This is a genomic window from Methyloceanibacter methanicus (genome assembly GCF_001723285.1).
GTDB lineage: Bacteria > Pseudomonadota > Alphaproteobacteria > Rhizobiales > Methyloligellaceae > Methyloceanibacter > Methyloceanibacter methanicus.
On sequence record NZ_LPWG01000013.1, the window covers coordinates 243970 to 257392 of the forward strand.

A 13423-nucleotide genomic window follows, 5' to 3' on the forward strand; every position below is an offset into this window, starting at 1 on the left:
GAGTTCATAACTAAGCGTTATCGCCGATGGTGTCTTTCCGACAGCTCCGCTACCTGGAGGCGCTTGCCCGCACGCGGCATTTTGGTCGGGCGGCACGGGATTGCGCGGTGAGCCAGCCCGCGCTCAGCATGCAGATCAAGGATCTCGAGGACGAGCTGAAGCTGAAACTGGTGGAGCGGCGCAAATCCGGGATCGGCCTGACCGACAAGGGCATAGAGGTTGCTGGCCGGGCCCGGACCATTCTCGCATCGGTCCAGGACCTTGTGGACTATGCCAAGGGGCAGGAGGGGATGCTGACGGGTGTCCTCAAACTGGGGGCCATCCCATCGATCGCGCCATACCTGCTGCCCGCCGCGTTGCCCGTCTTGCAGGCGCGGTTTCCAGACCTGTCTTTGCGCTTGCGCGAAACGGTCACCGAGACCCTGGTGCGCGAGCTTGTGAGCGGCGACCTCGACGTTATTCTCGTCGCGTTGCCGATCGACGATCCTGCCGTGGAGACCCATTTCTTGTTCGACGACGCCTTCATTCTCGCGACCAAGGCCACGCCGGACAATGCGGGCATCGAGTCCGCCACCCAAGATATGCTCGCGCAGGGCCGCCTGCTGCTGCTGGAGGAGGGGCACTGCCTCCGGGAGCAAGCCCTGTCCTATTGCCACTTGATGGCGCCCGATCTGCGTCAGAGTTTCGGCGCCTCCAGCCTCGCCACGATCATGCAGATGGTGGCGAATGGGTACGGGATTACGCTGCTGCCGGAGATGGCGAGCTCAATCGAGGTCCATCGCGGCGACGAGATTCGGCTCTTGCGTTTTGCCGAGCCGCGGCCCAAACGGGAAGTCGGACTCGCGTGGCGCAAGAGTTCGCCGCGAAAGGCCGAATTCATGCAGCTTGGCACCTTGTTGTGCCAGGCCGCGCCGCCACACTCGGATCCAGTCGCAACGCAGGGCCGGAAGGGAGACCGAAAATCCTAAGCACACAGCTCTCGCTTCTGATGGCTGCGCTGCTGTTCGCCCGGGCCGGACTGGTCCGGCTGACGCGTCCGCTCGCCGACTACTACGCGGCGGGCCGGCTCGTGCCCGCGTTTCTCAATAGCCTCGCCATTGCGGGATCTTCGGTGGCGGTCCTTGCCTTTGTCGGCGGGGCCGGCGCGATCGATTTCGACTGGCAGGGGGCGATCCTGCTGCTTCTGGGCGCGGGGGTGGGGCTGGTCCTGGCGGGCCTGTTGATCGCACCGTATCTGCGCGGCTATGGCGGCTACACGCTGCCGGACTTTCTGGCCGAGCGGTTCGATGCCGAGACGATGCGCCCGCTGGGCGTCTTCGCCGTTGTCCTGTGTTCGTTTCCGGCGCTGGGTGCCGTGTTGGTCGGCTTCGGCCTGTTGGGCCAAGCCGTGCTGGCACTGCCGGTGTGGACCGGCATCGCGGCCGGGCTCGTGATGATCTTCGTGGCAACGCTCCTTGGCGGCATGCGCTCGCTGAGCCTGTCGCAGATCGCGTATTACGCGGTGATGCTTCTCGCCGGGCTCATCGCCGTTCTCACCGTGCTTTGGCAGACAGGGTCGGCCGCGGCGCTGGACTCGCTGCTGATCGACGAGGTCGTCCCGACTCTGACGTGGCGGCCTTTTGCGCAGACAAGCCCGGTCAATTCGCTTGCGCTCCTCTTCTGCCTCGTCACGGGCTTCGCCTCGTTGCCCTATCTGCTGATGCGGAGTTTCGCCGCGCCTGATGCGGGCGATGCCCGGGTCTCGTTTCTGGGAGCGCCCGTCTTCCTATTCCTGCTTTGCGCCACGGCGCCCGCGCTTGCCGCGCTGTACGAGGCGGCGTCCGTTGCCTCAGGCGATGCGCTGTCGATGATCGGCGAAGCGGTTCTCGTCGTCGGGGCCGTGGCCGCGCTCCTGTCCGCGGGGGCCGCGCTGGCCCTGTCCATGGGAACCGTGCTGGCCTACGACGTCTACTTCAAGAGCGCATCGCCCACGCTCCGGTCAGCCGGCAGCTTTTCGTGGCGCGTCTGTCTGTTGTCCTGGTCGCCGTCTTGGCCGGCGCTGCCGCGCTGCTGAGGCCACAAGAGACGCTGCTCGGCGCCGCGGCAGCCTTGTCGCTGGCGGCAAGCGCCTTCCTGCCGGTTCTGGTGCTGGGACTGTGGTGGAAGCGGCTCGGCAGCGACGCGGCCGTGGCCGGCACGGTCGCGGGCCTCGTCGTGTGCCTCTATTACATGATCGCGCCGCAGACGATCCCGTTCCTATTCTACGAGTCGTCGAGTCTTCTATCGGACGCGACGAGCGCACAAACCTCCGCCTATGAGGCCTTGCGCTACGGCTACTACGCGGCGAGCGATCCGGCCGCACAAGCGGCCATCCTGACCGAGTGGGAGGCGTCGGTACGCCCGATCGCCAATTGGCTCGGTGTGCACGGCGTCTTGGCCGGCGTCTTCGCGGTGCCGGTCGGCTTCCTGGTCACCATCCTTGTGGGGCTGTTCGCATCCGCGCCGTCGGCCAGACGGCGGCGCTTCTTCGAGAACCTGCGGACGAAGGCGGCTTAGCGGCGCTGCGGGGCGGTCCGGGCCCTACTCAGAGTCAGGCGTTTTGGCCAGCTCGGGCGGCGGTCCGCCGAGGAGCCGGAAACTGTCGCGGAAGCGCAGCGCGTCGACGCTGGTGGCGTGCTTCTTGGGACCGGCGGAGATCAGCATGTAAATCCGATCGCCATTGGCGACCATCGTGATCAAGTGATTGAGCTTGCCGCGTCCGTCCTCGGCTTTGGCTTCGAAGCCCGGGCGTTCGTCGATCTTCAGGGCGTCTGGCGGCGCAGCTCCGTATCGCTGCCTTTGGCGTATGCCGTCACGACCTTTTCGAAATAGTCCTTCTTGGGCGGGTTCGGTGCGCGGCCCTCAGGATATTCGAACACGACCACGCAATAGACGGTGTCCTTGCCGGTCTTGACTTTGTATTCGTGCTGCAGCAGCGGATTTTGCCCGGGCACGGGTGTGCTCTCGGCCTTGGGCTTTTCCTCGACGCCCGGAAAAGAGACGACGAAGCCACGCTCGGGATAATGGAACTCGCGCCACACCAGTGGTGCCGCCTCGTCCTTCGAAGCGTCGTCCGTTTTCGCGGTGTCTTCCGTCGCGGCGTCTTGGGCCCCCGCGCGTCCGGGCAGGCCGAACGCCGCAAACCCAGTGCACAGCATCGCCACGGCCAGCGTGACACGCATATCGTGTGTGAAACCTCTAAGAGACATCACCGATCCTCTAATCGCCGATCAATTGGTCAAAGCCGTGGACCACAAAAAAGGGGCATCCGCAAGGGGGCAGAGATCCCCATGCCGCACATTGTCGTGTTTTGACAAAGTTGATCTGGAAACCCGTCAAGACAACAGCCGTGCGACGGCCAGGTTCTCCTTGCGCGAAACTGTCGTCGTTCGGTTACGCGGTTCGCCTAAGGACGTGACATGAAGCGAAAGTTTCAGCCAGCTCGTCCTATGGGGATCGCGCGCCTGTGCGCGGTCGCGACGCTCGTCTTGGCGACCCTCGTTCTTGCCGGTCCCGCCGGAGCGGTCACCCTGGCCGACTTCGACCTGCAGAGGAATTTGCCCTCGCTCCGGGTCTGGGGACCGGTCGCGATCGTCGCGCTGCGCCTCGTCGCAAGCCTCGTCGGCATCGTGCCGACGTCGCCGCTGTTGCTGGCCGCGGGAGCATCCGAGGGCCTCCTGCTCGGCAGTCTCTACGTCCTGATCGGGGCGGAGCTTGGCGCGCTGGCCGGTTTTCTCGTCGGCCGGCATCTCGGCCGCGACTTCGTGGACGCCGCGGCTGGCTCGACCGGGTCGCCCAAACGCGCATCGGCCGCTGGCTGCTCGACGAGAATACGCCGCAGTCGCAATTGATGCTGGCGGTCTTCCTGTGCCGGCTGGTTCCAGGGCTGAATATGGATGCGCTCAGCTACGTGGCAGGCATCACCGCACTCAGCGCGTGGCGCTTTTGCCTCGCGAGTTTCGCCGCGCTTCTGCCCTATACGCTGATCGTCGTGGCGGCGGGGCAGCAATTGGTGGCGTTCGGGTCGGACTCGCTGGCCATCGTCGTCATCGGTCTCGTGGCGTTCAGCGCGCTTGCCATCGTGTGCAAGCAGCACTGGCCGCGCCGCACCGCGCGGACAAAACCCGGCCTGGAAGCCAGCCCTTAGAAATCGGATGCCTAGGACCCGTTGTCGCCGAGCGCGCGGGCGTACATCGCCTTGGCGTCTTGTTTCAGATCCTGACGCGATGAGGCGCGCAGGTACAGCATGTGCCCGCCCGCATAGTTGCGCAGTTCGATCGGGTTCGCGCCTTTCAGCGGCGGCAATTGCGCCACGAGATAGGCAGGCACGGAATAGGGCGTGATCAGATCGGTGTAACCGCTGGCGATCAGGACTTCGAGTTTGCGATTGGCGGCGCGGGCATCCTGGATGTCGTCCAAGACGCCGGCATAGCCTTGCTTTGTCGGACTCGTGCCGAAGTCCCAGCTCTTGCTGACTTTCCGGTTGAGCAGATTGAAGCTCTCGTCGGTTTTGTACTGCAGGTCCTCCGAGACGTAGCGCACGAAGGCCGACGACCACAGCGGGACGGTCGCATCCAGCACCGGATCGGGGCCGCGTGGCCAGGCGCTCGACGGGTGCGGATCGGGGCCGCCGACGCTGCCGTCATACAGGCTGAGGACTTGTCCGCCGCTCCGGTCGAATTCCTTGACGAACAAGGACTGGGGGACGCGGGCGAAATGGCGCTGAACCTTCTCCAACGGAAGACCCGTGAGTTCGGCCACTTTTGCGCTTGCGGCTTCGCCACCCTTCTGCAGCCCTGCGGCGAGCGCCACGAGGTAGTCGGTCATGGCGTAGCGCTCCACGTCCTTCAGGGCGCTCGCGAGCGCTTCGCGCGTGGTGGTTCCCTCGCTTTCCAGCTTCACCGCGGTATAGGAGGGCAGTTGCAGGGCCCAAGGCAGCGGGTCGTAATCCTCGCCACGCAGCATAGAGAACTCGAGCGCCGGGGAGATCAGCACGAGGCCGCTCGGGGAGACGCTGCCTTTGCGCTGCAGTTTCCGGGTGACCACGGCCACGCGGAAGCCGCCATAGCTTTCGCCGGCAAGGAACACCGGCGCGCCCATGCGGCCCGTCTGGGTGAGATAAAGGCGAACGAATTCGGCGAGCGATTCCGCGTCCTGGTCGACGCCCCAAAAATCCTTATCGGACTTCGTGCCGGCGGCCCCGCTATAGCCCGTACCGACAGGATCGACGAACACGAGATCGGTGAAGTCCAGCCAGCTGGCATCGTTGGGAATGAGTCGGGGGGGCGGACCGGTGAGCGCGCCTTCCTCCGTCGTGGCCACGACCTTCGGCCCCATGGCGCCAAGGTGAAGATAGGTCGAGGCCGCGCCGGGGCCGCCATTGAAGACGAAGGTGATCGGCCGGTCGGGGTCCGCCGCTTGCGCGGTATAGGCGGTGTAGAAGATTTCCGCCACGGGTTTGCCGGACGTGTCGTGCGGTTTGATCGTTCCTGCGATCGCCGTGTAGGGAATGTCCTGCCCGTCTTGTTTCAGCACGTGATGGGTCGTCACGTCGGGCGGCAGGCGGAGGGGTTTTTCCGCGGTGCCTTCGCTCTTCTCCGCGCTCTTCGAGTCCTCTGCGCCGGACTCGGTGTTGTTGCTGGTTTCGGTTTTCGGCGCCTCGTCGGACGCGGCGTCGCCTTGATAGGTTTCGTCGGCGAAGCCTGCGCTTGGCAAGGCCGCCGTCATGGCGGCGAGTAAGAGGCCGGCAAGAAGGCAGACAAAGACCCAACTGGCGGGGGCTCCAGGGGAACGGCGTCTGGGGGGCGCTGGGGGAACGGTCACGGTGTCTCCGGTTTCGATATCGTCTGAGGGCATACACGCTCATATAGCCAGCTAAGCGCATATGCGGGCGGTCTCAAGGCAGGCCCGCTGCAATCACGGAGCTTTGACCTTGACCGCGCCATGATTGGGGCTCAAGCAACCGGCGATGGTGAGAAGGTTCTTCATTCCGGCGGCCCTGCTGTCTCTTGCGCTTGTGCTCTCCGCTTGCGCCTCGCGTGGGGAGGTGGAGGCTGGGCGCCTTGCCAAGGAGGAAGCCTTCAAGGCCGAGGACGATGCGAAATGCCGGAGCGCGGACATGACGCCGGGCGAACCGGCCTACGAGGCCTGCCGGCAGGATCTGGCGGCGAAACGGGCCCAAAAGGCCGAAATCGACTATCAGAAAGCACGCGATTTCGACCGGGTTCTCGGCGGCCTCAACGACCTCTAGGCGGCAAGAACCTCTCCGTTCCACCTAAATTCGTCACGATACAGAACGCCTTGCTAGAGGGCTATTGGCCGTCATGGCGATGACGGCTAAAGTGCCGTTTGGCGGAAATTGACAACGTGCTGTTCTCCCCGGCTCAGCCTGGCAGAAGTGGGTCGCACGCAAGGGTCCCGCCGGGGGAACTTGGCGTTCCAGCCCATGGCAGGGTGCATGGCGAGGGACGTGACAAGGCGCGTGGGCGGCGAAGGCCCGCTCATTTCGAAGTCGTTGCCGATCGAGGCTCGCGCCGTGCCGCGAGGCTCGTCGTGGTTGGAAGCCGGTCGCGGAGAAGGGGCCGGCTGGGAGTCAGGTGAGGGCAACCGCATGGGCAGTCCGACGCGAAAACGACGTGCCTGGACGACCTTTGATGACGATGTGGATGCGCAGGAGTCCGCGGCCCTAGAGGCGTCGCTTGCCGCAGCCAAGGATCGGGCCGCCGAATCCGGCGCGCTTCTGTCGAGCGCCAAGGAAGACCTCAGCGATCATCAGCGTTGGCTCCAGGCCCAGAGTGCCGCCGTCCGTCGGGACCGGGAACGTCATGAGCGGTGGCTTCAGCGTCAGCGTGACCTTCGGGCCGCCAGCGTCAAGAAGGACCGCCTCCGGCGTCACCGCAGGGTCATGCGGCAACGTGCACTCCAGGCGCTCCGGCAGGCCTTTCTCGATCTCTTCGGATTTTTCTGGTCGTGGGTCGCCTTTGGGTTAGGCAAGGTTGCGGGAGGCGTCGGTTTCATCGCGCGCTCCATCGCGATGGGCGCCACCTATGTGTGGCGGGCCATCGTGCGGGCCCTCTCGTCCGCGTTCCGAGGCGCGGGTCAATTCCTTGGCGCCGTGGGGGGCGCCTCTGCGCAAGGGGCGCTATGGACCGCGTCCAAGATCGGCGCGGCCGGGCGCGCGGCCGGCAAGGGCGTTGCGGCCGGAGCGGCCTGGAGCGGAGGGAAAGCGAAGGCCTCGGCCCGGGCCGGCGGCCAGGCGCTGTCGGGCCGGCTCGCTCGTCCGTCGCCTCCGAGGCCGCGAACTTCTCTCGCAAGGCCGGGAGTGCTCTCGGCAGCGGGCTGTCGACGACAGGGCACAGCGCGGCGGCTCTTGCCGCGACCACCGGCCATGGCCTTTCCTCCGGCGCTTCGGCCGCCGCTCAAAGGGCGTCCGCCTTGGGGGCGTCGGGCGGCCGTGGCCTGTCGCATGCCTTCGCGTGGACCGCATCGCGCGCCGCCGCCATCCCTTCGAAACTGTACATTCACGTCGCGCGGCTGGGTCACGAGGTTCAGCATTTTGCGCGTGTCCGCGCGGCCGCGCCGCGCTCGCTGCCAGAGGGATCCCAGAGCCATAATGTGCCCCGGGCGGACGTGGATGGTGCCGCGCATACGGCGTCGGTCCATGTGTTCGAGACCTATGGGCCCCACCCCGAGGGCACGATGCTTTTCGGCCAGCCCGCGAACGATCCGTGGACGGCAAGCGCGCTCCGGACCGCAGGTGCCGTCGATGATCGTGGCGTCCGGAGGTTGAGCGACGACGACGTCGCAGGAGCCCAAGGCCGCACGGACGCGCAGGCCTCTTGTCCGCAGCGGTTTCAGGCGTTGCCGTCGGGACGGCGACTGTGGTGTCATCGTGGGCGCGGGACGTGCGGGGCCGGGCCGATGGCTTTGCGGCGCGGGCGCGGCGTAACGCCACGACCGGCTCGGTCTGGCTGCGCGGACAGGCTGCACGCGCCGTTGCCTTTGTGCAGACCGGCGTCGATGCCTTGGGCGACCGCGTCGCAAGCAGGCAGGACAGCGTCGTCGCGCGGGGCGCAGACTGGGCGCGAAAGAAAGGCTCGACCTCAGTCACATGATGATCATCGCCGGTGCCGTGTTGCTGCTCCTTGGGGGCCTCCTGCTCGGAGGCGGCCTGTTGATGCGTTCGGCCTCTGGCCCCGTGATCGCCGCCGAAGCCCCGGAAGAGACCTTCTCGAAGATCTCCTGGGCCTTCGACGAGCCCGCGCTGCCGCTGGCGGAGCGGGCCGTCTTCACCCTTTCGGGGTCGCCCGAGTCGTTCCTGATCAACGGGATCTCCATCGCCGGCGTCAACAATTCCGACGAGACGCTGACGGGCTTGGAAGCCGCCCTCAGCCCCGATGTGAAACGGCCCGAGTTGCGGCTCGAAGTGGCCGTTGTGCCCCAGGATCCCAAGACGGGGACAAACGACGCCTTGAGCGTGCCGCCTGGCGCGTCCTTCCGCTTGAACTTCCTGTTTCCCCCGGAGGCGACGGGTAGCGCGGACGGCCTGTCGGTCGAGGACTTCTTCGAGTCCTATGGCGGCCTCCTGTTGACGCTTCGCTATGCCGCGGACGGCACGGAGAAATCGGTGATCCAATATCTGGAGCCGGAGATGCTCAAGACGCAGCTCGACGAGGTCTCCGCCCAAGCGGGCGAGTCCTAGGCCAAATGCGTTTGAGGGCTAATTGCAGTCGATCTTGAGCGCGGCGCAGTTCCGCATCTGAACGCAGACATTGTAGCGGTTGCAGCAGGACGTGCTGCACCCGGCGACATCGGCGTTCGCCGACAGCGCGCGCGCGGCGCAGACATCGTTGCAGGACTGCAGGCCGTTGGTGCAGACGCGCACGGACTGGCTTCCGGCACTGCAAGCCGACGGCGTGGGCACGAGCGATTGGGCCGGTTGCGAGGCATCTTGGGCGTGCGCCGTTTGGGCAAAGGCCCCGCAGCCGAGAAGAAGGACCACAAGCAAAAGCACTCCGAACCGTGTCATGTGACGCGCCACCCTATCGATCTGATCCTTGAACGTCTCACCCTTGTGGGGTCCCCGTGCCCGTCGGGCGGCGGGCCGCCCCCTCGGCGGCGCCATCATAGGGTCCTCGTCACGCGATGCGAAACCCCTTCTCGTGCCGCAGTTGGCCCTTGGACGGCCCCGGGGACGGGCGGGAGACCCTGTTACGAAAGCATCGCATTCGCGCGTTACCTATGCGTGTTCCTTCGATCCCCATGACGCTGAGGAAATTCAGGTGAAACACGCGCTGAACGGTCTTTCGACGATTGCTCTGGCCGCCGCTGTGACGGCCCTCTCCACGATCTCCGCAGTTGCGGAGGGTCCGATCCTCGTCACGAACGCTGAGGATAGCGGCGAAGGTTCGCTGCGGGCGGCCCTCGAGACGGCCGCCAAGTCCGACGGCCTCACCCAAATCCTGGTCGCGACCGACGGCGATGTCGAAATCGATTCCGCGCTCGTCTATGCGGGCAGGGCGCCGCTTGCGATCCACGGCAAGGGTCAGACCGTGAAGTCGAAGGTGGACACGACGCTGTTCGTCGTCAGCGAAGGCGCCGATCTCACGGTCGAGAGCTTGAACTTCGCAGGACCGGGAAACTTCAGCGTCGAGAACCGGGGCAAAGCCAGCAAGGGCCTCTTCGTGGATATGCGTGAGGACCAGATCGGCGTCGTGACGCTCGTCCTCGACGATGTGAAAGTGTCGGGCGTTGCCTATCACGGTGTCCACATCTCCGATTGCGATCTCGCCGACGAGTGCGGCGCGGGCCGCGGCGGCAAGGGCGGCGGCTCGGAGCCTCGATCGTGGTGCGGCTCAACGACGTGGAGATCGACGATGTCGGCAATGGGCATTTCGATGCGGACGGCATGCGGGTGGACGAGCGCGGCGGCGGCGACATCTTCTTCTATGCCAAGGACTCCGAATTTACGAATGCCGGCGCGGATGGTCTGGAACTCGACGAAGGCCAGGAGGGCAGCGTGTTCGTGACCGTGGTCGACTCCAAGTTCGACGACAACGGCAATTACTGCGACGGCAAGGTCCTGGAGAGCTTCCTGCCCAAGGAGCCGGAAGGCGAATTCGAGGACGGCGAGAAGAAGGATTCAGACATTCCGGCTGCCGTGACGGGCACGCCGGACGATGGTTGCTTCGAGCGCGAGGTCGAACTCTACGAGTCCGGTTCGGTCAAGGAATACGAGATCGGTCTCGACTTCGACGACGGTTTCGATGTCGACGAGGCGGGTCCCGGCGATTTGTGGGCCCTGATCGTCGACACCTCGGTCAACGGCAATCACGACGAGGGGCTGGATTTCGGCGAGGAAGACGAGGGCAGCCTCAAGCTTGGCGTCTGGAACACCGAAGCCAAGAACAACACCGACGACGGACTCAAGATGGTCGAGAGCGGGGCGGGGAATGTCGCGGCTCTGCTGGCCAAGCTGACGTCCAAGGACAATGGCGGCAAGGGCGCGGTCTCAAGCAGAAAGACGACGGCAATCTCAACGTGACCGTCAACAAGAGCCGGACGGCAGGCAATGACGACGGCGAGGAGTCGGGCCTGGAAGTGCTGCAAGAGGGCAGCGGCGAGGGGACCTTGCGGATCGTCGACTCGGAGATCGAAGACGGCGTCGACACCGAGAACGTCGACGTGACCGAAGAATAGCTTCCGGGCGCTTCGGCGGCGGGTCCATCGGCATCGCGGGGCGGCACTGGCCAGAGCCGCCCCGTTTGCGTGCCGGTCGACGTCCACAGCATTTGCGGTCTGGCGCGTTGACGGCCGCTCCGTCAGGACGCTGTATACGCGTCTATGACCGCACGCGAGCTCTCCGCCGTTATCCTGTACGACGCTCAACACAGGATCCTGCTGCAACATCGCACGGACGATGCGCCCACCTTTCCGGGCTATTGGTCCTTTTTCGGCGGCGGGGTTGAGCCTGGGGAGACGCCCGAACAGGCGGCTGTCCGGGAAGCGCTCGAGGAACTGTCCTATACGCTCAAGCGGCCCCAGCACTGGTTGACCCAGCCCTTCGTCCATGAGGGCCGGACCTACACCCAACACATCTTTCTCGAACGATATGACGGTGCGGCGCTGGTCCTCGGCGAAGGTCAGGCCATGAAGTGGTTCGCGACACACGAGACGGGGCCGCTTTTGATGAGCCCCCATTCCAGAGCCGCCGTGGAGGCTCTGGGCCGCTGGTTCGCACGGCACAAGGCACCGACGTGGAAGGTGACGGAGAGGCGGGCTCCTTCGATGCGCATCCTCAAGGAGATCCTGGTCCTGGCGATCATCGTCCTCGTCCTCGCCTATGCCGCGCGTCAACTGGAAGGCCTCGATGCCGGTGAGATTGACCCTCGCGTGCCACCCTTGACGACGACGCTCAAGCAGTGGCTCGGCTTCGACGACACCCCGGAAGAGGGACGATAGTGCGACAATGAACGCGTCCATCGTCGTGGACTTGGAGAGTGGTGGTGCCGGCTGCAGGAGTCGAACCCGCGACCTACTGATTACAAATCATTTTTAGTAAATTATGTATTAAAATCAATAACTTATGTTTTTGGAGGAATCGGTAGATAGACAGGGTTTTCCTAGGAAAAATCAAGCGCAGCCTTGTCAGTGATCGGGGACGATTTCGGCACTTTTCGAAAAGTTGGTAGCTATATGGTAGCTACGAGGGAGCCAGCAATCGAAGCAATAGAGCTGCGACAAAGGGCACTATGGTCGGAAGAATTGCGGGCGGGCGCAAAGTTCGATCGAAGGGGTTGGTAGGTGACGAGAAATCAAAACGATGAGACAGCCAACCGCTATGGCTTTGGCCGCGAGGTGTATCGTGCTGGCGCAATTCCACCCGAGCTGATTGAATTGGTGGAACATGCCAAGGCGTGGGATGCGGCCGCAAGTTTCGATGACGAGATGGCAGTTAAGCAGGGCCGGAGTGGGGACAGAGATCGCCATACAAGGCGAGGCGGCCCTTCCTAGGCACTGGCATCTTCTCGGGCAATTATGTTCGCAATCTGATCCTCCGTTTTCCTAAACATGACGGCGGACCTTCATTGGGGGAGGCTCACTCAGCTGCGGACGCGCGCGCAGTAGTCTTCAAAAGATTGAGCGGACGAAGTGCTACGGACATCAGCGTAAAACTCAGCGATGCGATCGAGACGCACCTCGGAGTTCTGATGGGTCAAGTTGCAATTGAATGCAACAATGGCATCGCTAGGCGGTGCCAACTTAGTCTCATTGACAATGAAGTTGGCGAGCGCACACGCCGAAAGGATACGCTCGTAGGCGCTGGTTAGGCGAGCTTTGTCCGCGGCAGAGCCGACAAAATCGTCGAAGTAAAGAGATACGAGTACGCCCTCGGCCATCGCTTCTTCAATTGCCTGTACTAAAGGCGACTGCAGAGTTACCAGTGTCGCCAGAATGGGAGACTGAACAAAACCGATTGGCAGCGTATACGAAGGCCGGACGTAGGGATTCTTCACACACGACCATTCGGCAGACGTGCGTGCATCTCGATATCGGAGCCCACGGAGCACGCGTGTGACTCTGTTTCTCGCGATCGAGTAGTAGAAGTCCTTCAAGTCGATACGGAAGAAGAAAGAGTTTTCTCGATGAGCATGGAGTGCGGCGACGTGACCTCCGGACCTGTAATGGTAGACGTACGCGGGCAGCTCAATCCCGGCGCAGAATTCGATGATGTCCTTCCCCCGCCTCTTGCACTCATCGTTTGGTACGAAGATGTGCTTGCCCTTACGCTGGTAGGAGAACCTGTAATTTTCGCGCATGGCAGTTGACGACCTTGTCCGCGAGTTCATGGACCGCCTCGATGACCTTCATAAGGGTCAACAAGAGGAACAATACCTCACGAACAAGGTGCGTCCAGCGAATGAATTTCTTCATCTTGGACACTCCATCGTTCTCCCGATGGCTATCCACGGCTCCATCCGAATGGAGCCGTCAACTGAGAGCGCAGCCATGGGATCATTCAATCCCTAGGTGCTCTAAAGGCATGCTCGTCCAAGCTAAACTATTGCATGGTCAAACAGCCAAGCCGTGGGTCATCGCCACCGGGTTAAGCCGAAATGATCACACACAGACCACTCCGTTTTCAAGCCGAACGAATCTCGAATTCTCTAGAAGGGGATTTCATCATCTGACCTGAGCCCCATAAACTCGTCCATAGGAAGGTAGAGTCCGTCGATAGCAGGAGACGGACGAATGAGGCGTTCAAGGTTTACGGAAGAGCAGATCATTGAAGTTTTGAGGGAGCAGGAGGCCGGCCTGGCGACCACCGATGTTTGCCGCAAGTACGGGACAGCCCCGCAAACCGTCGTTCCGATGGATCCAGGGCCGGTCATGCACTAGCAATCGA

At 63.7% G+C, this 13423-nt stretch carries 17 protein-coding genes and 1 pseudogene; 12 read left to right on the forward strand and 6 right to left on the reverse strand.

What is annotated here, in order from left to right; translation table 11 throughout:
• Positions 1–26 precede the first annotated feature (26 nt).
• Genes AUC68_RS12995 through AUC68_RS13005 form a run of 3 tightly spaced genes read left to right on the forward strand, consistent with a single transcriptional unit; the run spans position 27 to position 2535 of the window.
• A complete protein-coding gene (locus tag AUC68_RS12995) occupies positions 27–968 on the forward strand; it encodes a hydrogen peroxide-inducible genes activator (protein WP_069438032.1) in 942 nt (313 codons plus the stop codon).
• A 20-nt stretch (positions 969–988) separates the two neighbouring features.
• Positions 989–2053 carry a sodium:solute symporter family transporter gene (locus AUC68_RS13000; RefSeq protein ID WP_069438033.1) on the forward strand — a complete coding sequence of 355 codons (1065 nt, stop codon included), beginning with the start codon at positions 989–991 and terminating at the stop codon, positions 2051–2053.
• A complete protein-coding gene (locus AUC68_RS13005) occupies positions 1996–2535 on the forward strand; it encodes a hypothetical protein (protein WP_158008316.1) in 540 nt (179 codons plus the stop codon). The genes AUC68_RS13000 and AUC68_RS13005 overlap by 58 nt, the downstream gene beginning before the upstream one ends.
• Before the next feature lie 24 nt (positions 2536–2559).
• Here the strand turns inward: AUC68_RS13005 and AUC68_RS16850 are convergent, their stop codons facing one another.
• Both AUC68_RS16850 and AUC68_RS13010 read right to left on the reverse strand, forming a co-directional pair.
• On the reverse strand, positions 2560–2718 hold the full coding sequence (locus tag AUC68_RS16850; protein ID WP_158008317.1) for a hypothetical protein: 159 nt from the start codon (positions 2716–2718) through the stop codon (positions 2560–2562).
• A 62-nt stretch (positions 2719–2780) separates the two neighbouring features.
• Positions 2781–3227: a hypothetical protein gene (locus tag AUC68_RS13010; RefSeq protein ID WP_141701279.1), complete on the reverse strand. Its 447-nt coding sequence runs from the start codon at positions 3225–3227 to the stop codon at positions 2781–2783.
• Positions 3228–3437: 210 nt separating this feature from the next.
• On the opposite strand from AUC68_RS13010, the gene AUC68_RS18440 reads away from it, so the two are divergent.
• Together AUC68_RS18440 and AUC68_RS18445 are read left to right on the forward strand one after the other, a co-directional pair.
• The gene (locus AUC68_RS18440) at positions 3438–3869 is read left to right on the forward strand and encodes a TVP38/TMEM64 family protein (RefSeq protein ID WP_342027500.1); all 432 of its coding nucleotides are present in this window, start codon (positions 3438–3440) and stop codon (positions 3867–3869) included.
• Complete coding sequence (locus AUC68_RS18445; protein ID WP_069438037.1) at positions 3869–4165, forward strand: VTT domain-containing protein; 297 nt, start codon at positions 3869–3871, stop codon at positions 4163–4165. The genes AUC68_RS18440 and AUC68_RS18445 overlap by 1 nt, the downstream gene beginning before the upstream one ends.
• Before the next feature lie 11 nt (positions 4166–4176).
• Here AUC68_RS18445 and AUC68_RS13025 read toward each other — a convergent pair whose 3' ends face one another.
• The gene (locus AUC68_RS13025; protein WP_158008318.1) at positions 4177–5733 is read right to left on the reverse strand and encodes a S10 family peptidase; all 1557 of its coding nucleotides are present in this window, start codon (positions 5731–5733) and stop codon (positions 4177–4179) included.
• Between the two features lie 253 nt (positions 5734–5986).
• On the opposite strand from AUC68_RS13025, the gene AUC68_RS13030 reads away from it, so the two are divergent.
• Positions 5987–6268: a hypothetical protein gene (locus tag AUC68_RS13030; RefSeq protein WP_069438039.1), complete on the forward strand. Its 282-nt coding sequence runs from the start codon at positions 5987–5989 to the stop codon at positions 6266–6268.
• A gap of 435 nt (positions 6269–6703) precedes the next feature.
• On the opposite strand, the gene AUC68_RS13035 is transcribed toward AUC68_RS13030, so the two are convergent.
• Positions 6704–6931: a hypothetical protein gene (locus AUC68_RS13035; RefSeq protein WP_069438040.1), complete on the reverse strand. Its 228-nt coding sequence runs from the start codon at positions 6929–6931 to the stop codon at positions 6704–6706.
• A gap of 1197 nt (positions 6932–8128) precedes the next feature.
• Between AUC68_RS13035 and AUC68_RS13045 the strand changes: the two genes are divergently transcribed.
• Positions 8129–8719: a hypothetical protein gene (locus tag AUC68_RS13045; RefSeq protein WP_069438042.1), complete on the forward strand. Its 591-nt coding sequence runs from the start codon at positions 8129–8131 to the stop codon at positions 8717–8719.
• A gap of 18 nt (positions 8720–8737) precedes the next feature.
• Here the strand turns inward: AUC68_RS13045 and AUC68_RS13050 are convergent, their stop codons facing one another.
• Positions 8738–9046 carry a hypothetical protein gene (locus tag AUC68_RS13050; RefSeq protein WP_069438043.1) on the reverse strand — a complete coding sequence of 103 codons (309 nt, stop codon included), beginning with the start codon at positions 9044–9046 and terminating at the stop codon, positions 8738–8740.
• Between the two features lie 253 nt (positions 9047–9299).
• Here AUC68_RS13050 and AUC68_RS16550 point away from each other — a divergent pair, with 253 nt between their 5' ends.
• From AUC68_RS16550 to AUC68_RS13065, 4 genes are all read left to right on the forward strand, one after another.
• Positions 9300–10046, forward strand: a complete 747-nt coding sequence (locus AUC68_RS16550; RefSeq protein ID WP_141701280.1) for a hypothetical protein — start codon at positions 9300–9302, stop codon at positions 10044–10046.
• The gene (locus AUC68_RS13060) at positions 10037–10561 is read left to right on the forward strand and encodes a hypothetical protein (protein WP_141701281.1); all 525 of its coding nucleotides are present in this window, start codon (positions 10037–10039) and stop codon (positions 10559–10561) included. The genes AUC68_RS16550 and AUC68_RS13060 overlap by 10 nt, the downstream gene beginning before the upstream one ends.
• Positions 10558–10716, forward strand: a complete 159-nt coding sequence (locus AUC68_RS16855; RefSeq protein WP_158008319.1) for a hypothetical protein — start codon at positions 10558–10560, stop codon at positions 10714–10716. The genes AUC68_RS13060 and AUC68_RS16855 overlap by 4 nt, the downstream gene beginning before the upstream one ends.
• 144 nt (positions 10717–10860) lie before the next feature.
• A complete protein-coding gene (locus tag AUC68_RS13065) occupies positions 10861–11478 on the forward strand; it encodes an NUDIX hydrolase (protein WP_069438046.1) in 618 nt (205 codons plus the stop codon).
• Positions 11479–12119: 641 nt separating this feature from the next.
• On the opposite strand, the gene AUC68_RS13070 is transcribed toward AUC68_RS13065, so the two are convergent.
• Complete coding sequence (locus AUC68_RS13070; RefSeq protein WP_069438047.1) at positions 12120–12836, reverse strand: reverse transcriptase domain-containing protein; 717 nt, start codon at positions 12834–12836, stop codon at positions 12120–12122.
• A 433-nt stretch (positions 12837–13269) separates the two neighbouring features.
• On the opposite strand from AUC68_RS13070, the pseudogene AUC68_RS16140 reads away from it, so the two are divergent.
• Positions 13270–13380: pseudogene (locus tag AUC68_RS16140) on the forward strand (transposase); the annotation flags it as partial.
• Positions 13381–13423 lie beyond the last annotated feature (43 nt).

Excerpts from the sequence above, each read along its gene's own strand:
- AUC68_RS18440 (WP_342027500.1), top strand. The coding sequence starts at position 3,438 with ATGAAGCGAAAGTTTCAGCCAGCTCGTCCTATGGGGATCGCGCGCCTG.
- AUC68_RS13010 (WP_141701279.1), bottom strand. The coding sequence starts at position 3,227 with ATGTCTCTTAGAGGTTTCACACACGATATGCGTGTCACGCTGGCCGTG.
- AUC68_RS18445 (WP_069438037.1), top strand. The coding sequence starts at position 3,869 with ATGCTGGCGGTCTTCCTGTGCCGGCTGGTTCCAGGGCTGAATATGGAT.
- AUC68_RS13065 (WP_069438046.1), top strand. The coding sequence starts at position 10,861 with ATGACCGCACGCGAGCTCTCCGCCGTTATCCTGTACGACGCTCAACAC.
- AUC68_RS13070 (WP_069438047.1), bottom strand. The coding sequence starts at position 12,836 with ATGCGCGAAAATTACAGGTTCTCCTACCAGCGTAAGGGCAAGCACATC.
- AUC68_RS13045 (WP_069438042.1), top strand. The coding sequence starts at position 8,129 with ATGATGATCATCGCCGGTGCCGTGTTGCTGCTCCTTGGGGGCCTCCTG.
- AUC68_RS13050 (WP_069438043.1), bottom strand. The coding sequence starts at position 9,046 with ATGACACGGTTCGGAGTGCTTTTGCTTGTGGTCCTTCTTCTCGGCTGC.
- AUC68_RS12995 (WP_069438032.1), top strand. The coding sequence starts at position 27 with ATGGTGTCTTTCCGACAGCTCCGCTACCTGGAGGCGCTTGCCCGCACG.
- AUC68_RS13000 (WP_069438033.1), top strand. The coding sequence starts at position 989 with ATGGCTGCGCTGCTGTTCGCCCGGGCCGGACTGGTCCGGCTGACGCGT.
- AUC68_RS13030 (WP_069438039.1), top strand. The coding sequence starts at position 5,987 with ATGGTGAGAAGGTTCTTCATTCCGGCGGCCCTGCTGTCTCTTGCGCTT.